Here is a 19,405-nt window from a genome sequence, read left to right as displayed (position 1 = left end):
AAGTCTCGTGAGGAATCGAGTCCAGCGACTGGCGCTCCCGCTCTCCGCGACCGTGACCGCCGTCGTGGTCGCCGGCTGCGGCACGGGAGGGTCGGACGGCGAGGCCACCGGCGATCCCATCACGATGGGCATCACGGACAAGGTCACGGCCGTCGATCCCGCCGCAGGCTACGACGTCGGCTCCTGGATCGTCTTCAACAACGTCTTCCAGTCACTGCTCAGCTTCCCCAAGGGCGCCACCAAGCCCGAACCCGAGGCCGCCCAGAGCTGCAAGTTCACCGACTCGGCGAGCCGGACCTACGACTGCACCCTGCGGCAGGACCTGAAGTTCAGCAACGGCGAGGCGCTCACCTCGGAGGACGTCAAGTTCTCCTTCCAGCGGACCATCAAGATCAACGACGAGAACGGCCCCGCCGTCCTCCTCGACTCGATCAAGACGATCGACACCCCCGCACCGGACCGCGTCGTCTTCCACCTGAAGTACTCCGACGCGACCTTCCCCATGAAGATCGCCTCCGGCGCCGGCTCGATCGTCGACCACAGCCAGTACCCGGCGGACAAACTCCGCACGGACAACAAGGCGATAGGCTCCGGCCCCTACAAACTCGACTCGTACGAGGCCGGCAAGCAGGCCGTCTTCTCGGTCAACGAGGGCTACAAGGGCACCGCCGAGGTCCGCAACTCCGGCATGACGATGAAGTTCTTCAGCGACGAGCCGACCCTGAAGAAGGCCGTCGAGGACGGCAGCGTCGACCTCGCCTACCGCGGACTGGCCTCCGCGGACATCGCCTCGCTCCAGCGCAGCTCCATCGCCGGCAACACCGCCATCCAGGTCGTCGAGGGCACCGGCGCGGAGGTCCAGCACCTGGTCTTCAACCTCAAGGACCCCGTCGTCGGCAGCAAGGCCGTCCGCCGCGCCGTCGCCTACCTGATCGACCGCAAGGCCATCGTCCGCGACGTCTACCAGCGGACCGCCGCCCCGCTCTACTCGATCGTGCCGCAGGGCATCACCGGCCACAACACCGCCTTCTTCGACCGCTACGGCGAGGGCGGCGATCGGGCCAAGGCCCAGGCCACGCTCGCCGGGGCCGGAATCACCGGCAAGGTCCGGTTCACCCTCTGGGCGACCCCCATCCGCTTCGGGCCCGGCACCGTCGCCGAACTCAAGGCACTCGCCAAGCAGCTCAACGACAGCGGCCTGTTCGACGTCGACGTCAAGACCACCGACGCCGACCAGTACGCCAAGGACATCGAGGCCGGCAAGTACGCCGTCTACGTCCGCGGCTGGGTCCCCGACTACCCGGACCCGGACAACTTCACGGCCCCGTTCTTCGGCGACGGCAACGTGCTGTCCAACAACTACGTCAACAAGCGGATCACCGGCGAGCTGATCCCGCGGACCGCCGCCCAGGCCGTCCGCGCCTCCACCAGCACGGACTTCGAGGACCTGCAGGACATGGTCGCCGACGACGTCCCGATCATCCCGCTGTGGCAGGGCAAGCAGTACGTGGTCGCCAAGGACAACATCAACGGCCTCGAGTGGACGCTCGACGCCTCCACCGTCTTCCGCTTCTGGGAGATCCACAAGGGCGCCTCGACCAGCTAGCCCGCGCGGACCGGCCCACGACCGACACGGCGCGACGAACGCCCCGGGGACGCTACTGCGCCCCGGGGCGCACCAGTCCGCTCTCGTACGCGTAGACCGCGGCCTGCACCCGGTCGCGCAGCGCCAGCTTCGTCAGCACATGGCCCACATGGGTCTTCACCGTCGTCTCGCTCACGAACAGCTCCGCGGCGATCTCGGCGTTCGACAGCCCCCGCGCCACCAGCTTCAGCACCTCGACCTCACGATCGGTCAGGGTGTGCAGCGCCTGCGGCACCGGTTCCTCGCCCGACGGCAGTCGCCCCGCGTACTTGTCCAGCAGGCGCCGCGTGATGCTCGGCGCCAGCATCGCCTCACCCGCCGCGACCACCCGGATCGCCTGCACCAGCTCGTGCGCCGGCGCGTCCTTCAGAAGGAACCCGCTCGCGCCCGCGCGCAGCGCCTCCACCACGTACTCGTCCAGATCGAACGTGGTCAGCACCAGCACCTTCGCCGGGCCGTCCCGGCCCGGCCCGGTGATCTGCCGGGTCGCCTCCACCCCGTCCATCCGCGGCATGCGGATGTCCATCAGCACCACATCGGGCTGGAGCGCCCGCACCTGCTCCAGGGCCTGCTGGCCGTCCCCCGCCTCGCCGACCACCGCCAGATCGCCCTCGGCCTCCAGGATCATCCGGAAGCCCGTGCGCAGCAGCGGCTGGTCGTCCACCAACAGGACGCGAATAGCCACAAGATCTCCTTCGCCCTCAGGACTCCCCATTCTTCCCCACGACGGGCAGCGGATACGGCGGGGGAGTCCCCCCGAACGAGGGGCAGACCGCCTGATGGTCGCACCAGTCGCACAGCCTGCTCGGCCTCGGCCGCCAGTCGCCCGACTCCGTCGCCCGCGTGATCGCCTGCCACAGGGCCTCCAGCTTCCGCCCCACCGCCCGCAGATCACCCTCCGACGGGTCGTACGTCAGTACCTCGCCACTGCCCAGGTAGACCAACTGCAGCCGGCGCGGCAGCACGCCCCGCAGACGCCACAGCACCAACGCGTAGAACTTCATCTGGAACAGCGCCTCGTCCGCGTACTCGGGCCGCGGCGCCCGGCCCGTCTTGTAGTCCACCACCCGCAGATCACCCGAGGCGGGCGCCACGTCCAGCCGGTCGATGTAACCCCGCAGCGTCAGCCCGGACTCCAGCTCCGTCTCCACGTACAGCTCGCGCTCGGCCGGTTCCAGCCGCGTCGGGTCCTCCAGCGAGAACCACCGCTCGACCAGCCGGGCGGCCTCCTCAAGCCACTCCGCCAGCCCCTGCCCGTCACCCGGGGCGAACAGCTCCGACAGCTCAGGACGCTGCTCCAGCAACCGCTCCCACTGCGCCGGCACCATCGCCCGCGCCCGGTCCGCCGTCCGCTCCACCGCCGGCACGTCGAAGAGCCGCTCCAGCACCGCGTGCACCACCGTGCCCCGCGTCGCTGCCTGGCTCGGCTTCTCCGGCAGCTTGTCGATCACCCGCAGCCGGTACAGCAGCGGGCAGCGCATGAAGTCGGCGGCGCGGGACGGCGACAGGGAGGACGGCGGCCTCGGTGGAATGGCTTCGGTGCTGGTGCCCATGGCAGGACCCTACGGGGTGGCACCGACAGCCGGTGTCGGCTCCCCGCAACCGGGCAATACCATCGACGTCGGACCGTCAGCGACACGAGGGGAACCAGTGAGCGAGAGCCAGCAGCCGCCGCCGGGCGGCGAGCAGACTCCCGGACCCGACGGCGGGCCCGCCAAACGCCCCGCGGGACCCGGCGGCGGCATCCTGATGGGCCGCTTCTTCGGCGTGCCCGTCTACGTGGCGCCCAGCTGGTTCCTCGTCGCGGCCCTCATCACCTGGGTGTTCGGCGGCCAGCTCGACCGCGTCCTGCCCGAGCTCGGCGGCGTCCGCTACCTCGTCTCGCTCTTCTTCGCCGTCGCCTTCTACGCCTCCGTCCTCGTCCACGAACTCGCCCACACCGTGGCGGCGATCCGGTTCGACCTCCCCGTGCGCCGCATCCAGCTGCAGTTCTTCGGCGGCGTCTCCGAGATCGAGAAGGAGTCCGAGACCCCGGGCCGCGAATTCGTCCTCGCCTTCGTCGGCCCGCTGCTCTCACTCGTCCTCGCGGGCGTCTTCTACCTCGGCATGCAGGGCGTCGACCCCGACACCGTCCCCGGCGTCCTCCTCGCCGGGCTCATGATCAGCAACCTGCTCGTGGCCGCCTTCAACCTGCTGCCCGGCCTCCCGCTCGACGGCGGGCGCATGCTCCGCGCGGTCATCTGGAAGATCAGCGGCAAGGCCATGACCGGCACCATCGCGGCCGCCTGGATCGGCCGCGCCCTCGCCATCGCCGTCCTCGTCGGCCTGCCCCTGCTGTCGTACGCGGGCGGCATGAGCGACGGGGGCGAAGGCGCCACCGGCTTCGACTCCCTCACCGACGCCCTGCTCGCGGCCATCCTCGCCGCCATCATCTGGACCGGCGCCGGCAACAGCCTGCGCATGGCCCGGCTCCGCGAGCACCTGCCCGATCTCCAGGCCCGCACCCTGACCCGGCGCGCCCTGCCGGTCGCCTCCGACACCCCCCTGTCCGAGGCCCTGCGCCGGGCCAACGAAGCCGGTGCCCGCGCGCTGGTCGTCGTCGACGGCCAGGGCACCCCCACCGCCGTCGTCCGCGAGTCCGCCATCGTCGGCGTCCCCGAGCACCGCCGCCCCTGGGTCGCCGTCTCCGGCCTGGCCCAGGACCTCAAGCCCGGCATGAAGGTCTCCGCGGAACTCGCCGGCGAGGACCTCCTGGACACCCTCCGTGCCACCCCCGCCACGGAGTACCTCGTCGTCGAGAACTCCGGCGAGGTCTACGGCGTCCTGTCCACCGCCGACGTGGAGAAGGCCTTCCTCGCCGCCATGGCGCGCCCTTCTTAGGGGCTCGGTTCGCCTCGAAAAGGGCGAGCGCCCGGAGACGAACCGAGTCTTGAAAAATGAACGGTAGGCTTGTCCGCATGTCCGAACCGACCGGTGCCGCCCGCCGTCGCGGGCCCTTCAAGGTCGGGGACCAGGTCCAGCTCACCGATCCCAAGGGACGCCACTACACGTTCACGCTCGAGGCCGGGAAGAACTTCCACACCCACAAGGGTTCCTTCCCCCACGACGAGCTGATCGGCGCCCCCGAGGGCAGTGTGGTCCGTACCACGGGAAACGTCGCCTACCTCGCGCTGCGCCCCCTGCTCCCCGACTACGTCCTGTCCATGCCCCGCGGCGCCGCCGTGGTCTACCCCAAGGACGCGGGGCAGATCCTGTCGATGGCCGACATCTTCCCCGGCGCGCGCGTCGTGGAGGCGGGCGTCGGCTCCGGCTCGCTCAGCATGTTCCTGCTGCGCGCCGTGGGCGACCAGGGCATGCTGCACTCGTACGAGCGGCGCGCCGACTTCGCCGAGATCGCCACCCAGAACGTCGAGCGTTACTTCGGCGGCCCGCACCCGGCGTGGCAGCTGACCGTCGGCGACCTGCAGGACAACCTCAGCGACACCGAGGTCGACCGGGTCATCCTCGACATGCTCGCCCCCTGGGAGTGCCTGGAGGCCGTCTCCAAGGCCCTGGTCCCCGGCGGCATCCTGTGCGCGTACGTCGCCACCACCACCCAGCTCGCCCGCACCGTCGAGGCGATCCGCGAGCACGGCACGTTCAACGAGCCGTCCGCCTGGGAGACGATGGTGCGCACCTGGCACATCGAGGGCCTGGCCGTCCGCCCCGATCACCGCATGATCGGGCACACCGGCTTCCTGCTGACCGCCCGCCGGCTCGCCGACGGCGTGGAGCCGCCGCTGCGGCGAAGGCGCCCCGCGCCCGGCGCGTACGGCGAGGACTACAGCGGTCCGGGCGGCGGCAAGTCGGCCGCCACCGGAGCGTAACCACCCGACCCCGAAGCGCCGCCGCCGGAGATCCGGCGGCGGCGCTTTCTCGCGCCCCGGTGAACATCTCCCGAAACACGGGCCCCGGTCGTACCACCGGACTGTGACGTGTGGCACCATGCTGGCCACCCCCGCTCGACCAACTCCACAGGAGACAGGCGCGTGCAGCCATCCGCAGGGCCGGCCCTTCCGCACACCCGAGCCCGCTCGGTGCACTGGATCACGACCGCCGCGGTGATCGCCGCCGTCATAGGCAGCGCCGCGCTCGTGCAGCCCGCCGGCGCCTCCACGGGCAAGCCCGCCGCCGACGCCAAGGCCGCCACGCCCGCGGTCGTGCCGCCCCCGGACCCCAAGGCCGTTCACTTCCCGATGGAGTGCGCCGGGGCCCCCGTGGACGTCGTCGACAAGGCCTCGGGAGACCTCGACGGGGACGGCCGCCCCGAGACCGTCGCCGTCGCCCGCTGCCACTCCGGGACGGGCACTCCGCCCAGTGGCCTGTACGTGCTCTCGGCGGACCCCACCGCCGGTGCCGCGCCGCGCATCGTGGAGACGCTCGTCGATCCCAAGGAGCAGCGCAGCTTCAAGGACCTGAAGATCGACGGCCGTACCGTGCGGGCCACCGTGCTCGGCTACTCCACCGACGACGTGCCCCGCTGCTGCCCCGACCAGATGCGCGAGTACAGCTGGGAATGGCGGTCCGGGACCTACTACGAGATCCCGGGACCGCTCGCGAACAGCGTGTGACAGATCACTCCGCGTCCGGTCCGTACAGTTCTACACTGTCCGAAACCCGACGCACATGAATACAGTCGCCAGGGCAGTCCCTGGCCGAATCCACCACATCGGTCAACAACGGCAGGGGAACCGGGACCGTGGCCCCGGGTGCCTGGCGGAGTTCGTCGTCGTCGCCCTTGACGTACGCGAGTCCGTCGATGTCGAGCTCGAAGACCTCGGGCGCGTACTGCACACAGATGCCGTCGCCGGTGCACAGGTCCTGATCGATCCAGACCTCAAGCGCCTCGACGACTTCCTCGCTCACCGGTATCTCGCCTGCCGTTCATCGTTCGGGAAGGGACCGCCCTTGACGGGCGTTGACCGAACCGACGATACAACCGGCCGCTTCCGGATGGTGATGGCTGGGTATCTCCCTGGCGGGAGGACGTGCGCAAGGGTGAAGATCGGACACACCCAGGACGTCTTTGTGATCTAGGGGTTTCAACCCCTACTGGCCCAGGTAGGGTCTGGAAGCGTCCAGCTCCCCTTGGAGGAGGTGAGGACCGTGGCGGCCCACGACGACGACATCAACCGTGGCGGCCGACCCGCTCGTGGATCGGAAGACCCCATGAGCCAGGTCGCCTTTCTTGAGCAGGAGATCGCCGTCCTGCGACGTAAGCTCGCCGACTCTCCGCGGCACACGAGGATTCTCGAGGAGCGGATCGTCGAGCTGCAGACCAACCTGGCAGGCGTTTCCGCTCAGAACGAGCGGCTGGCGAACACCCTCCGCGAGGCCCGCGACCAGATCGTGGCCCTCAAGGAAGAAGTGGACCGGCTGGCGCAGCCTCCTGCGGGATTCGGCGTGTTCCTGCAGGCGAACGACGACGGAACGGCGGACATCTTCACCGGCGGCCGCAAGCTGCGGGTGAACGTCAGCCCCTCCGTCGAGCTGGACGACCTCCGGCGCGGGCAGGAAGTCATGCTCAATGAGGCGCTCAACGTGGTCGAGGCCATGGAGTTCGAGCGCATCGGAGACATCGTCACCCTCAAGGAGATCCTCGAGGACGGCGAGCGGGCCCTGGTCATCGGGCACACGGACGAGGAGCGGGTGGTGCGGCTCGCCGAGCCGCTGCTGGACGGCACTCTCCGCGCCGGCGACGCGCTGCTGCTCGAACCGCGCTCCGGATACGTCTACGAGCGAGTCCCCAAGAGCGAGGTCGAAGAGCTCGTCCTCGAAGAGGTCCCGGACATCGACTACCGCCAGATCGGCGGCCTCAGCAACCAGATCGAGCAGATCCGCGACGCCGTCGAACTGCCCTATCTGCACGCCGAGCTGTTCAAGGAGTACGAGCTCCGCCCGCCCAAGGGCGTACTCCTCTACGGCCCCCCCGGCTGCGGCAAGACGCTCATCGCCAAGGCCGTCGCCAACTCCCTTGCGAAGAAGGTCGCCGAGGTCACCGGGCAGCCCCAGGGCAAGAGCTACTTCCTGAACATCAAGGGCCCCGAGCTGCTCAACAAGTACGTCGGCGAGACCGAGCGGCAGATCCGGCTGGTCTTCCAGCGGGCACGCGAGAAGGCCGGTGAGGGCACCCCCGTCATCGTCTTCTTCGACGAGATGGAGTCCCTGTTCCGGACCCGCGGTTCCGGCGTCAGCTCGGACGTGGAGAACACCATCGTTCCCCAGCTGCTCGCCGAGATCGACGGCGTCGAGGGCCTGGAGAACGTCATCGTCATCGGCGCCTCCAACCGCGAGGACATGATCGACCCCGCGATCCTGCGGCCCGGCCGCCTGGACGTGAAGATCAAGATCGAGCGGCCGGACGCCGAGGCGGCCAAGGACATCTTCTCCAAGTACCTGGTCGCCACCCTCCCACTGCACGGCGAGGACCTCTCCGAGCACGGCGGGTCGGCGGAGGCCACGGTCGAAGGCATGATCCAGTCCGTGGTCGAGCGGATGTACTCCGAGTCCGAGGAGAACCGCTTCCTGGAGGTCACCTACGCCAACGGTGACAAGGAAGTCCTCTACTTCAAGGACTTCAACTCCGGCGCCATGATCCAGAACATCGTGGACCGGGCCAAGAAGATGGCGATCAAGGCCTTCCTCGACCACAACCAGCGCGGTCTGCGCGTCTCCCACCTGCTCGCCGCCTGCGTGGACGAGTTCAAGGAGAACGAGGACCTGCCCAACACCACCAACCCGGACGACTGGGCCCGCATCTCCGGCAAGAAGGGCGAGCGGATCGTCTTCATCCGCACCCTCGTCACCGGAAAGCAGGGCGCCGACACCGGTCGCTCCATCGACACCGTCGCCAACACGGGCCAGTACCTGTAACACGCGACCACCCTCCGGCTGCGGGTGCCCACGCAGGGGCACCCGCAGCCGGAGCATTTCACCCCGGCACCACCCAGGAAAGCGCGTAATGATCTCCCCACCACCGCCATCGCGTTCTAGGCTCAGCGGTACCGCACTAGGGCCATATGCGAAGCGGTACTTGAGCGACCGGCCCAGCACGGGCCGGAGCCGGGCAAGGAGGGCCGCATGACCGTACGGCGAGTAATGGGCATCGAGACGGAGTACGGGATCTCCGTCCCGGGCCACCCGAACGCCAATGCCATGCTCACCTCGTCCCAGGTCGTCAACGCCTACGCGGCGGCGATGCACCGGGCGCGGCGCGCCCGCTGGGACTTCGAGGAGGAGAACCCACTGCGGGACGCCCGCGGCTTCGACCTCGCCCGAGAGGCCGCGGACTCCAGCCAGCTCACCGACGAGGACATCGGCCTGGCCAATGTCATCCTCACCAACGGAGCCCGGCTCTACGTCGACCACGCCCACCCCGAGTACAGCGCCCCGGAGGTCACCAACCCCCGCGACGCCGTCCTGTGGGACAAGGCCGGCGAGCGCATCATGGCGGAGGCCGCCGAGCGTGCCGCCCAGCTCCCGGGCGCCCAGCCCATCCACCTGTACAAGAACAACACCGACAACAAGGGCGCGTCCTACGGCACCCACGAGAACTACCTGATGAAGCGGGAGACCCCCTTCTCGGACATCGTGCGCCACCTGACCCCCTTCTTCGTCTGCCGCCAGGTCGTCACCGGCGCCGGACGCGTCGGAATCGGCCAGGACGGCCACGAACACGGCTTCCAGATCAGCCAGCGCGCCGACTACTTCGAGGTCGAGGTCGGACTCGAGACCACCCTCAAGCGCCCCATCATCAACACCCGCGACGAGCCCCACGCCGACGCCGAGAAGTACCGCCGACTGCACGTGATCATCGGCGACGCCAACCTGTCCGAGATCTCCACCTACCTCAAGCTCGGCACCACCGCACTCGTCCTGTCGATGATCGAGGACGGCTTCATCAACGTCGACCTCGCCGTCGACCAGCCCGTGCGCACCCTCCACCAGGTCAGCCACGACCCGACGCTGCGCCGCCTGGTCACCCTGCGCAGCGGCCGCACCCTCACCGCCGTCCAGCTCCAGATGGAGTACTGCGAGCTCGCCCGCAAGTACGTCGAGGACCGCTTCGGCACCGACGCCGACGAGCAGACCAAGGACGTCCTCGCACGATGGGAGGACGTCCTCAACCGGCTCGAGAGCGACCCGATGAGCCTGTCCGGCGAACTCGACTGGATCGCCAAACGCGAACTCCTCGAGGGCTACCGGCGCCGCGACACCCTCGAATGGGACGCCGCCCGGCTCCACCTCGTCGACCTCCAGTACGCCGACGTACGCGCCGAGAAGGGGCTCTACAACCGCCTCGTGGCCCGCGGTCGCATCCAGCGCCTGCTGACCGAGGACGACGTCGTACGGGCCATGAGCAAGCCCCCGGAGGACACCCGCGCCTACTTCCGCGGCCGCTGCCTCGAGCAGTACGCGGACGACGTCGCCGCGGCCTCCTGGGACTCGGTGATCTTCGACCTCCCCGGCCGGGACTCCCTGCAGCGCGTCCCCACCCTGGAACCGCTGCGCGGCACCCGCAACCACGTCAAGGAACTGCTGGACCGCTGCCGCACCGCCGAGGAGCTCGTGCGGATCCTGTCCGGCGGCTGAACAGGGCTGAAATCCTCCCGAACCGGGAATCATCGGGGTGGCCCCCGGACGTTGGGCAATACCGGGGGCCGAAGTCAGACCCTCCTTGTAGGGTCTGATCTTGTAGGACATGGACACCGAGCGGGGTGAGGGACACATGGCTACCAAGGACACCGGCGGCGGGCAGCAGAAGGCCACGCGTTCGACCGAGGAGGTCGAGGAGACCGCGCAGGACGCGCAGGCCGCCTCCGACCTCAAGGAGCGGCACGAGAAGCTGTCGGACGACGTGGACTCCGTGCTGGACGAGATCGACGACGTCCTCGAGGAGAACGCAGAGGATTTCGTACGTTCGTTCGTACAGAAGGGCGGAGAGTAGATCAACTTGGACGCGCCGGAAAAGCAGTGCCGCGACTGCGGCCAGGTGAAAGCGGCAGCGGAATTCTGGCGGTCCAAGTCTTCACCCGACGGACTGGCGTACTACTGCAGGCTGTGCGCGAGTCGGCGCAACGCAGAGACGGCGCGGCGGCGCGCAGAACGGGAGGGGCGTACGATGCGCCCCTCCCGCGGTCCGCGTGAATCTGTACCCGAGGGTCACCGGCGTTGCCCGGACTGTGAGCAGGTTTTGCCGTTCACGGCATTCCCCCGCAACCGGAACACGAAGTCCGGCTTCGCCACCTACTGCAAACCCTGTCAGAACGTGAGATCGCGGGAGTCCCGGGACCGGCTGCACGGTGGGAGCCGTCACCACCATCTGAAGCGCCGGTACGGCCTCGGAGCCGGCGAAGTCGAGGTAATGATCAAGGAGCAGTTCGGTATCTGTCCGATCTGCCTAACTCCCGGACCGCAGCATGTGGATCACGATCATCTGACGGGTATGGTGCGATCAGTGCTCTGCTTCAACTGCAACGGCGGTCTGGGGCAGTTTAAGGACAACCCAGAACTGCTGCGCCGCGCAGCGGACTACGTGGAAGGAAACGTGTGGAAGCCAACACTCGTAGCACCGGGCGTCTACCAGCTGCCTTCCTGACGCCTGGCTCGTCCTCGTTCGTGGACTTCCTGGGGGCACACGCGCCGGAGCTGGTCCCGGGCAACCGCTCGCTGCCCCCCGTCAAGGGGGCGGTCGAGATCCCGCACGGCACGACGATCGTGGCCGCGACGTTCCCCGGCGGCGTGGTGCTCGCCGGTGACCGCCGGGCGACGATGGGCAATGTCATCGCCCAGCGGGACATCGAGAAGGTGTTCCCGGCCGACGAGTACTCGGCGGTGGGCATCGCGGGCACGGCGGGCCTGGCCGTGGAGATGGTCAAGCTGTTCCAGCTGGAGCTGGAGCACTACGAGAAGATCGAGGGCGCCACGCTCTCCCTGGAGGGCAAGGCGAACCGCCTGTCGACCATGATCCGGGGGAACCTGGGGATGGCGCTGCAGGGGCTTGCGGTGGTTCCGCTGTTCGCCGGCTACGACACCGACCGCGAGAAGGGGCGGATCTTCTCGTACGACGTGACGGGCGGTCGTTCCGAGGAGCACGGCTTCGCCGCGACCGGTTCGGGTTCGGTGTTCGCGCGCGGGGCGCTGAAGAAGCTGTACAAGCCGGATCTCACCGAGTCGCAGACGGCGACGCTGGTGGTGCAGGCGCTGTACGACGCGGCGGACGACGACTCGGCGACCGGTGGGCCGGATCTGGCGCGCCGGATCTACCCGATCGTCACGGTCATCACCGACGAGGGCTTCCGCAGGCTGACCGAGGCGGAGTCCTCGGAGATCGTCCGGGCCATTCACGAGCGGCGGCTGGAGCAGCCGGACGGCCCGCGGGCCGGGCTGCTCTGACCCGGTCGTCCGAGATGCACTCGCCACTGACAGAAAGGGACGGATAGCCGGTGTCGACGCCGTTCTATGTCTCACCCCAGCAGGCCATGGCCGACCGTGCCGAGTTCGCCCGCAAGGGCATCGCGCGCGGGCGCAGCGTCGTCGTTCTGCAGTACACCGACGGCATCGTCTTCATCGCCGAGAACCCGTCCCGTGCCCTGCACAAGGTCAGCGAGATCTACGACCGGATCGCGTTCGCGGCGGTCGGCAAGTACAACGAGTTCGAGAACCTGCGGATCGGCGGTGTGCGCTACGCCGATCTGCGGGGTTACACCTACGACCGGGACGATGTGACCGCGCGCGGCCTGGCGAACGTGTACGCGCAGACGCTGGGCACGATCTTCTCGAGCGTCGGTGAGAAGCCGTACGAGGTGGAGCTGATCGTCGCCGAGGTGGGCGCGGATTCCTCGGAGGACCAGATCTACCGGTTGCCGCACGACGGTTCGATCGTGGACGAGCACGGTGCGGTGGCGGTCGGTGGCAACTCGGACCAGATCGGCAGCTACCTGGACCAGCGGCACCGTGACGACATGACGCTGGCGGAGGCCCTGAAGCTGGCGGTGGAGTCGCTGAGCCGGGACACCAACGGCAGTGACCGGCAGCTCACGGCGGAGCAGCTGGAGGTCGCGGTGCTGGACCGTACGCGGCCGCAGCAGCGCAAGTTCAAGCGGATCCTGGGCCGGCAGCTGGCGCGGCTGCTGGAGGGGGAGGCTCCGCCGCCGGAGGAGAAGGCGGAGAAGGCGGCCCCGCCCGCGGCTCCGGCCGACGGGGACGACGATCTGCCGGAGCTGGACGAGGACGTGTGAGGCACGTCCGCCCGTTCGGGACGCCCCGGTCGCCTGTGTGGCGGCCGGGGCGTCGGCCGTCTCAGGGGCGGCGTGGCGGGGCCGTGGAGCCGCGTACGACGAGCTGCACGGGGAGCTCGGTGCCGGTGACGGGGCGGCCGGCGAGGGTGTCGAGGAGGGCGGTCATGCCGGCCGCGCCGACGGCGTCGGCGGGGAGTGCGACGGTGGTGAGCTCGGGTTCGACCGCGGTGGCGAGTGCGGAGTTGTCGTAGCCGGTGACGGAGATGTCCTCGGGGACGCGCAGGCCGTGGCGGCGCAGTGCCTTGCAGGCGCCGACGGCGAGGACGTCGTCGTCGCAGACGATCGCGGTGGGCGGGGTGCCGGGGCGGGCGAGGAGGCGTTCGGTGGCCCGGCGGGCGTCTTCGTAGGTGAGCGGGGAATGTTCGGTCGGCGGGGTGGTGCCGAGGGTGCCGGCGAGGGCCTGGGCGCGTTCGCGGAAGGTCCAGGTGTCGATGCCGGCGGCGAGGTGGGCGATGTCCTCGGGGCGGTGGCCGAGGTCGAGGACGTGGCGGGCGATGCGGCGCATGCCGTCGGCGATGGCGAGGTTGACGGTGGCGGCGGGTCCGGGTTCCGCGGGGTCGGCGTCGAGCATGACGAGGGGGAGTCCGCCGTCGCCGATGGCGGCGAGGGCGTCGGCGGCCATGGAGGAGGCGATGATGCCGTCGAGGGCGGCCCGGGCGGAGCCGAAGGGGTCGCGGGCGGGGCCGACGCCTTCGGGGGAGGGGTAGAGCACGACGCCGAAGCCGTGGGCGTCGGCGACGCGGGCGGCGCCGGTGTAGACCTGGGCGAAGTACTCGTTGGTGATCGTCGGTACGACCAGGAGCGCGGTGCGGGTGCGGCCGAGGCGGAGGTTGCGGGCGGCGAGGTTGGGCCGGTAGCCGAGGGCCTGGGCGGCGGCGCGGACGGTGTCGGCGGTGCGTTCGGAGACGCGGCCGCGCCATTTCTCGCCGAGGACGAGGGAGACGGTGGCCTGGGAGACGCCGGCGGCGCGTGCGACGTCCCGTGAGGTCGGGCGCGCTGTGTCGGTCACCGTGGGGGCCCCTCTCGGCTGGGTCTGCGGTGGCGCGCATGGCTGCGGCTGGACCGGTGGACTGGGCTCATGGTACGTATGACGCACGAGTTATACGTACAACTATCGAAGGGGCGGGCATGGGGACCGGCTACGCGGACCTGCTGCGGGCCCGGCACGCGGTGCGGCTGCTGACCGGCACCCTGATCGGCCGGCTGCCGAACGCGACGGCCGCCCTGGGGATCGTGCTGCTCACCCGCGCGCAGGGCGGCGACTTCGCCCTCGCGGGGGCGCTCTCGGCCGTCTACGGACTTGCCAACGCCGTGGGCCAGCCGCTGCTGGGCCGGGCCGTGGACCGCCTCGGGCAGCCCCGGGTGATGTTCCCCGCCGCGGTGGCCTCGGCCGCGGGGATGGCCGTCTTCGCTCTCTCCGGGCCGCGGCCGCTGCCCCTCGCGTACGCTGCGATGCTCGTGGCGGGCTTCTTCACGCCGCCCCTTGAGGGGGGCCTGCGGGCGCTGTGGCCGAGCGTGCTGCGGCGCGAGGACCGGATCCACGCCGCCTACGCGCTGGACGCCGCCGCGCAGGAGGTCATGTTCGCGGTCGGGCCGGTGCTGGTGACCCTGCTGGTCGCGGCCTTCTCGGAGGCGGCGGCGCTGCTGTGGATCGCGGCGGTCGGTGTCGCCGGGGCGCTGAGCGTGGTCACCGCGCCGCCGTCGCGGGCGTGGCGGGCGGAGCCGCGGACCCCGGACTGGCTGGGGCCGCTGCGCGCGCCGGGCCTGCGGGCGCTGGTCGGCTCGTTCTTCTTCGTGGGGCTCGCGCTGGGCTCGATCGCCGTCGCGTCGGTCGCGTACGCCGACGGCCACGGCGGCGGCATGGTCTCGAGCTACGTGCTGTCGGGCATCGGTGCGGGCGCCCTCCTGGGCGGGGTGGTCTACGGGGCGCGGCACTGGCCCGGGGTCCCGGAGCGGCGGCTGCGGCTGCTGATGGCGGGACTGGCCGTGTGCTATCTGCCGCTGGTGCTGGTGCCGGGCGTTGCGCTCATGGCGGGTCTGGCGGTGCTGGCGGGACTCTTCCTCGCGCCCACGCTGGCCTGCGCGTTCGTCGTGGTCGACCGGCACGCTCCGGTGGGCACGGTGACCGAGGCGTTCTCATGGATCGTCACGGCGTTCGGGGTGGGCGCGGCGGTCGGCACGGCGGCCGCGGGACCGGCCGCGCAGTACGGCGGGGCGGCGGCGGCCTTCGGTGTGGCGGCGGCCGGCGGCGCGGTCGCGCTGGCCGTCCTGCTTGCCAGCGGGCGCTACCTCACGGTCCCGGACCCGGCAACCGGGACGGAAAAAGATCGAATCGCCGCGGTCGAACCCGGTTTGAGGTCCACGCATCAGGCGTAAGGTCTCATCATGGACCGCCGCATTTTCGGGCTGGAGAACGAGTACGGCGTCACGTGCACGTTCCGGGGACAGCGGCGTCTGTCCCCGGACGAGGTGGCGCGGTACCTCTTCCGCCGTGTCGTGTCATGGGGTCGAAGCAGCAACGTCTTTCTCCGCAATGGCGCCCGCCTGTATCTGGATGTGGGCTCGCACCCGGAGTACGCCACTCCCGAGTGCGACAACGTGACGGAACTGGTCACCCACGACAAGGCGGGAGAACGCATCCTTGAAGGCCTCCTGGTGGACGCCGAACGGCGCCTGCACGAGGAGGGCATCGCGGGTGACGTCTACCTCTTCAAGAACAACACCGACTCCGCCGGAAACTCCTACGGGTGCCACGAGAACTACCTGGTCGCCCGGCACGGGGAGTTCTCCCGCCTCGCGGACATCCTGATCCCCTTCCTCGTCACCCGCCAGCTGCTCTGCGGCGCCGGCAAGGTGCTGCAGACCCCGCGCGGCGCGGTCTACTGCGTCAGCCAGCGCGCGGAGCACATCTGGGAGGGCGTCAGCTCCGCCACCACCCGTTCCCGGCCCATCATCAACACCCGCGACGAGCCGCACGCCGACGCCGAGCGCTACCGGCGCCTGCACGTCATCGTGGGCGACTCCAACATGTCCGAGACGACCATGCTGCTCAAGGTCGGCGCGACCGACCTGGTGCTGCGCATGATCGAGGCGGGCACGGTCATGCGGGACCTGACGCTGGAGAACCCGATCCGGGCGATCCGCGAGGTCTCCCACGACATAACGGGCCAGCGCAAGGTCCGCCTCGCCTCCGGTCGGGAGGCCTCGGCCCTGGAGATCCAGGAGGAGTACTACTCCAAGGCGGTGGACTTCTGCGAGCGGAGGGGCATCCGCAGCGGTGTCATCGAGCAGGTCCTCGAACTGTGGGGCCGGACCCTGGAGTCGATCGCCAGCGGTGACCTGGACAAGATCGGCACCGAGATCGACTGGGTGATGAAGTACCGCCTGATCGAGCGTTACCGGGCGCGGGACAACATCACGATGTCGCACCCGCGCATCGCGCAGATAGACCTCGCGTACCACGACATCCACCGCCGCCGCGGGTTGTACTACCTGCTGGAGAAGCGCGGTCAGGCCAAGCGGATCTGCAACGACCTGAAGATCTTCGAGGCCAAGTCCGTGCCCCCGCAGACCACCCGGGCGCGGCTGCGCGGCGACTTCATCCGCCGTGCCCAGGAGCAGCGGCGCGACTTCACCGTCGACTGGGTGCACCTGAAGCTCAACGACCAGGCGCAGCGCACCGTGCTGTGCAAGGACCCCTTCCGGTCGGTGGACGACCGGGTGGAGAAGCTCATCGCCGGGATGTAGGCGGTACCGGTGCAGGCGACGCGGGGCCCCGTACGTGTTCGTACGGGGCCCTGCGCACGCCGTAGAGTGGCGCGCACGCCAGAAAACGCAAGATCGACCTGATGGGGATTCCCGTGCGCCGACGCTCTCTTCTGCTCGCCGTCCCGGCCGGCCTGCTCACACTCGCCGGCTGCGGCGACGACAAGTCCGGCAAGACCGCGGCCAGCGCCACCCCGTCGGGTTCCGCGTCCGCGTCGGAGACGGTCAAGATCGTCAGCGGTCCGCTGCCGGACATCACCGCCGGTACGAAGTTCGGTGAGAAGCCGACGGTCGCCAAGGGCCCCGGCGAGCCCAGCAAGGACCTGGCGGTCAAGACCGTGATCCAGGGCAACGGCGCCACCGTGGCCACGGGTGACTACCTGCAGGCGAACTACCTCGGCCAGATCTGGAGCACGGCCAAGGTCTTCGACAACTCCTGGGACCGCGGCGCGCCGGCCATCTTCCCGATCGGTGTCGGCCAGGTCATCAGCGGCTGGGACAAGGCCCTGGTGGGCAAGAAGGTCGGCGACCGCGTCGAGCTGGCGATCCCGCCGGCCCTGGGCTACGGCGCGCAGGGCCAGCCGGACGCCGGCATCAAGGGCACGGACACGCTGGTGTTCGTCGTGGACGTGGTGAACACCTTCAACGGCAAGAGCTCGGCCAAGGGCAAGGCCGTCCCCCAGAACGACGCCAAGCTCCCCAGGGTCGGCACCAACACCGACGGCAAGGCCCCCTCGATCGACGTCCCCAAGACCGCCGCGCCGGCCAAGCTGGTCGCCAACTACGTGCTGGAGGGCGACGGTCAGGTGGTCAAGCCCACCGACACCCTGCTCCTGCAGTACAAGGGCGTCGTGTGGGACGGCGGCAAGGAGTTCGACTCCACCTACCAGAAGGGCCAGTTGGCCCAGTTCCCGCTGCAGCAGCTGATCAAGGGCTGGCAGGAGGGCCTCGCCGGCAAGAAGGTCGGCAGCCGGGTCATGCTCGTCGTGCCGCCGGACCTCGGCTACGGCGACAAGGAGCAGCCGGGCATTCCGGCCAAGTCCACGCTGGTGTTCAGCCTCGACATCCTCGCGGTGATGTAAGACTGTGCAGGTTGTCCGCACCCTCTAGAGGAGCACGTACGTGAGCATCGAAAAGCCCGAGATCGACTTCCCGGGCGGCGAGCCCCCGGCCGACCTGGTGATCAGGGACATCTGGGAGGGCGACGGCGCGGAGGCCAAGGCGGGCCAGAACGTCACCGTCCACTACGTCGGTGTGGCCTTCAGCACCGGCGAGGAGTTCGACGCCAGCTGGAACCGCAACTCGCCCTTCACCTTCCCGCTGGGTGGCGGCCGGGTCATCAAGGGCTGGGACCAGGGCGTGCAGGGCATGAAGGTCGGCGGTCGCCGCGAGCTGACCATCCCCGCGCACCTCGCCTACGGCAACCAGAGCCCGACCCCGCTGATCAAGCCGGGCGAGACGCTGATCTTCGTGGTGGACCTGCTGTCCGTCTGACCGGTCCGTCCGCGCGATCGCGCCCGGGGAGCCCCCGCCGTCCGGCATCGCCGGCCGCCGGGGGCTCCGGTGTGCGGGGGACCGGAGCCGGGCCCGCCGCCGGAACCGGCCTTCGCTTCAGCCGTGAGGCCCGGTCGCGATAGGGTCTCGACCGAGAGCTGAAGAAGGAAGAAGGTTGCGTCGAGTGGCGATTGCCAAGGCCGAGCGGCTGATGAACCTCGCGCTGTGCCTGATGAACACCCGGCGTCCGGTCAGCAAGCGGGAGCTGCGCGCGTCCATCGAGGCCTACCACGAGATCGGCTCCGACGAAGCGTTCAACCGCATGTTCGAGCGGGACAAGGACGATCTGCGCGAGCTCGGCATGGTCATCGAGACGGTGGAGAGCCTCGACGGCGAGATCGGCTACCTCGCCCGCCGTGACCGCAACCGCCTCCCCGAGATCGCCCTGGACGCCGAGGAGGCCGCCGCCCTCAGCCTGGCCGCCAAGGTGTGGCAGCAGGCCCGCTTCGCGGAGGCCGCCAGCGGCGCCCTGCAGAAGCTGCGTGCCGCGGGCGTGCCCTTCGACGACGAGCGCGAGAACGACGGGGCGCGGGAGGCCGCGGGGCACAGTGCCCTGGAGCCCCGTATCCCCACCCCCGAGCCGGCGTTCGAGCCGCTCATGGTCGCCACCCGCGAGCGCCGACCGGTCTCCTTCGACTACCGCAAGGCCAACGCCGTGCGCCCCGAACCCCGCCAGGTCGAGCCCTGGGCGCTGGAGTGCTGGCGCGGCCACTGGTACCTGGCCGGCTGGGACCGCGACCGGGGCGCGGTACGCGTCTTCAGGCTCTCCCGGATCACCGGACGGGTCCGCACCCGCGGCGGTGCCTTCACCGCCGAGGTGCCCGATCACGTCGACGTGCGCGCCGCCGTCGCCAGCTGGGCCGGGGAGGGCGCGACCGCGACCGCCCGGATCCGGCTGCGCCGCGACTCCGGGTACCCGCTGCGGGCCCGGGCGGTGGAGATACTGCCGGTCGACGCCGACTGGGACGAGCTGGAGATCCCGTACGGGCACGGACTGGACGCCTGGCTGGTGGAGTTCGGCCCGGACGTGGTCGTACTGGGGCCCGCCGAGCTGCGGGCCGACGTGGTGGACCGGCTGCGCGCCGTCGCCAAGGGCTGAGCG

The 19,405-nt window shown here is 70.0% G+C and carries 19 protein-coding genes; 15 read left to right on the top strand and 4 right to left on the bottom strand.

What is annotated here, in order from left to right:
- Positions 1–7: 7 nt before the first annotated feature.
- The gene (locus tag ACWDAS_RS01290) at positions 8–1,606 is read left to right on the top strand and encodes an ABC transporter substrate-binding protein (RefSeq protein WP_450386273.1); all 1,599 of its coding nucleotides are present in this window, start codon (positions 8–10) and stop codon (positions 1,604–1,606) included.
- A gap of 52 nt (positions 1,607–1,658) precedes the next feature.
- Here ACWDAS_RS01290 and ACWDAS_RS01285 read toward each other — a convergent pair whose 3' ends face one another.
- Together ACWDAS_RS01285 and ACWDAS_RS01280 are read right to left on the bottom strand one after the other, a co-directional pair.
- Complete coding sequence (locus tag ACWDAS_RS01285) at positions 1,659–2,330, bottom strand: response regulator (protein ID WP_450386271.1); 672 nt, start codon at positions 2,328–2,330, stop codon at positions 1,659–1,661.
- Between the two features lie 16 nt (positions 2,331–2,346).
- Positions 2,347–3,198 carry a RecB family exonuclease gene (locus ACWDAS_RS01280; protein WP_450386270.1) on the bottom strand — a complete coding sequence of 284 codons (852 nt, stop codon included), beginning with the start codon at positions 3,196–3,198 and terminating at the stop codon, positions 2,347–2,349.
- Positions 3,199–3,295: 97 nt separating this feature from the next.
- Between ACWDAS_RS01280 and ACWDAS_RS01275 the strand changes: the two genes are divergently transcribed.
- From ACWDAS_RS01275 to ACWDAS_RS01265, 3 genes are all read left to right on the top strand, one after another.
- Positions 3,296–4,525 carry a site-2 protease family protein gene (locus tag ACWDAS_RS01275; protein ID WP_450386268.1) on the top strand — a complete coding sequence of 410 codons (1,230 nt, stop codon included), beginning with the start codon at positions 3,296–3,298 and terminating at the stop codon, positions 4,523–4,525.
- Positions 4,526–4,602: 77 nt separating this feature from the next.
- Positions 4,603–5,511, top strand: coding sequence for a tRNA (adenine-N1)-methyltransferase (locus ACWDAS_RS01270; protein WP_361802069.1), 909 nt, complete (start codon positions 4,603–4,605; stop codon positions 5,509–5,511).
- Positions 5,512–5,673: 162 nt separating this feature from the next.
- Positions 5,674–6,255 carry a hypothetical protein gene (locus ACWDAS_RS01265; RefSeq protein ID WP_450386266.1) on the top strand — a complete coding sequence of 194 codons (582 nt, stop codon included), beginning with the start codon at positions 5,674–5,676 and terminating at the stop codon, positions 6,253–6,255.
- Positions 6,256–6,259: 4 nt separating this feature from the next.
- Here the strand turns inward: ACWDAS_RS01265 and ACWDAS_RS01260 are convergent, their stop codons facing one another.
- Positions 6,260–6,550: a ferredoxin gene (locus ACWDAS_RS01260; RefSeq protein ID WP_450386264.1), complete on the bottom strand. Its 291-nt coding sequence runs from the start codon at positions 6,548–6,550 to the stop codon at positions 6,260–6,262.
- Between the two features lie 240 nt (positions 6,551–6,790).
- On the opposite strand from ACWDAS_RS01260, the gene arc reads away from it, so the two are divergent.
- The 6 genes from arc to prcA all read left to right on the top strand — a co-directional run bounded on the left by arc (position 6,791) and on the right by prcA (position 12,924).
- Complete coding sequence (arc, locus tag ACWDAS_RS01255) at positions 6,791–8,557, top strand: proteasome ATPase (RefSeq protein ID WP_450386262.1); 1,767 nt, start codon at positions 6,791–6,793, stop codon at positions 8,555–8,557.
- 207 nt (positions 8,558–8,764) lie between these two features.
- Complete coding sequence (gene dop, locus ACWDAS_RS01250; protein WP_450386260.1) at positions 8,765–10,276, top strand: depupylase/deamidase Dop; 1,512 nt, start codon at positions 8,765–8,767, stop codon at positions 10,274–10,276.
- A 136-nt stretch (positions 10,277–10,412) separates the two neighbouring features.
- Positions 10,413–10,631 carry a ubiquitin-like protein Pup gene (locus ACWDAS_RS01245; RefSeq protein ID WP_450386258.1) on the top strand — a complete coding sequence of 73 codons (219 nt, stop codon included), beginning with the start codon at positions 10,413–10,415 and terminating at the stop codon, positions 10,629–10,631.
- A 174-nt stretch (positions 10,632–10,805) separates the two neighbouring features.
- Entirely contained in the window at positions 10,806–11,282 is a 477-nt protein-coding gene (locus ACWDAS_RS01240; protein WP_450386603.1) for an endonuclease VII domain-containing protein, read from the top strand.
- The gene (prcB, locus tag ACWDAS_RS01235; RefSeq protein ID WP_450386256.1) at positions 11,234–12,079 is read left to right on the top strand and encodes a proteasome subunit beta; all 846 of its coding nucleotides are present in this window, start codon (positions 11,234–11,236) and stop codon (positions 12,077–12,079) included. The genes ACWDAS_RS01240 and prcB overlap by 49 nt, the downstream gene beginning before the upstream one ends.
- A gap of 50 nt (positions 12,080–12,129) precedes the next feature.
- Positions 12,130–12,924: a proteasome subunit alpha gene (prcA, locus tag ACWDAS_RS01230; RefSeq protein WP_450386254.1), complete on the top strand. Its 795-nt coding sequence runs from the start codon at positions 12,130–12,132 to the stop codon at positions 12,922–12,924.
- A 61-nt stretch (positions 12,925–12,985) separates the two neighbouring features.
- On the opposite strand, the gene ACWDAS_RS01225 is transcribed toward prcA, so the two are convergent.
- Positions 12,986–13,993, bottom strand: a complete 1,008-nt coding sequence (locus ACWDAS_RS01225) for a LacI family DNA-binding transcriptional regulator (protein WP_450386252.1) — start codon at positions 13,991–13,993, stop codon at positions 12,986–12,988.
- 119 nt (positions 13,994–14,112) lie between these two features.
- Here ACWDAS_RS01225 and ACWDAS_RS01220 point away from each other — a divergent pair, with 119 nt between their 5' ends.
- The 5 genes from ACWDAS_RS01220 (at position 14,113) to ACWDAS_RS01200 (ending at position 19,402) form a co-directional block, all read left to right on the top strand.
- On the top strand, positions 14,113–15,360 hold the full coding sequence (locus tag ACWDAS_RS01220) for an MFS transporter (RefSeq protein ID WP_450386250.1): 1,248 nt from the start codon (positions 14,113–14,115) through the stop codon (positions 15,358–15,360).
- 9 nt (positions 15,361–15,369) lie between these two features.
- A complete protein-coding gene (pafA, locus tag ACWDAS_RS01215) occupies positions 15,370–16,731 on the top strand; it encodes a Pup--protein ligase (protein ID WP_361802041.1) in 1,362 nt (453 codons plus the stop codon).
- Between the two features lie 113 nt (positions 16,732–16,844).
- Positions 16,845–17,831: an FKBP-type peptidyl-prolyl cis-trans isomerase gene (locus ACWDAS_RS01210; protein ID WP_450386601.1), complete on the top strand. Its 987-nt coding sequence runs from the start codon at positions 16,845–16,847 to the stop codon at positions 17,829–17,831.
- 40 nt (positions 17,832–17,871) lie between these two features.
- Positions 17,872–18,243, top strand: coding sequence for an FKBP-type peptidyl-prolyl cis-trans isomerase (locus ACWDAS_RS01205; protein ID WP_450386248.1), 372 nt, complete (start codon positions 17,872–17,874; stop codon positions 18,241–18,243).
- 184 nt (positions 18,244–18,427) lie between these two features.
- Positions 18,428–19,402, top strand: a complete 975-nt coding sequence (locus ACWDAS_RS01200; RefSeq protein WP_450386246.1) for a helix-turn-helix transcriptional regulator — start codon at positions 18,428–18,430, stop codon at positions 19,400–19,402.
- The last annotated feature ends 3 nt before the right edge of the window (positions 19,403–19,405 follow it).

This window comes from Streptomyces sp. NPDC001070 (assembly GCF_053598835.1).
The sequence above is the reverse complement of the archived record's forward strand: the minus strand, read 5'-3'. Positions and strand labels throughout refer to the sequence as shown.

What these genes read in the sequence shown, in the direction of transcription:
- ACWDAS_RS01280 (WP_450386270.1), bottom strand. Translation starts at nt 3,198, where the DNA reads ATGGGCACCAGCACCGAAGCCATTCCACCGAGGCCGCCGTCCTCCCTG.
- ACWDAS_RS01245 (WP_450386258.1), top strand. Translation starts at nt 10,413, where the DNA reads ATGGCTACCAAGGACACCGGCGGCGGGCAGCAGAAGGCCACGCGTTCG.
- pafA (WP_361802041.1), top strand. Translation starts at nt 15,370, where the DNA reads ATGGACCGCCGCATTTTCGGGCTGGAGAACGAGTACGGCGTCACGTGC.
- ACWDAS_RS01270 (WP_361802069.1), top strand. Translation starts at nt 4,603, where the DNA reads ATGTCCGAACCGACCGGTGCCGCCCGCCGTCGCGGGCCCTTCAAGGTC.
- dop (WP_450386260.1), top strand. Translation starts at nt 8,765, where the DNA reads ATGACCGTACGGCGAGTAATGGGCATCGAGACGGAGTACGGGATCTCC.
- ACWDAS_RS01220 (WP_450386250.1), top strand. Translation starts at nt 14,113, where the DNA reads ATGGGGACCGGCTACGCGGACCTGCTGCGGGCCCGGCACGCGGTGCGG.
- ACWDAS_RS01240 (WP_450386603.1), top strand. Translation starts at nt 10,806, where the DNA reads ATGCGCCCCTCCCGCGGTCCGCGTGAATCTGTACCCGAGGGTCACCGG.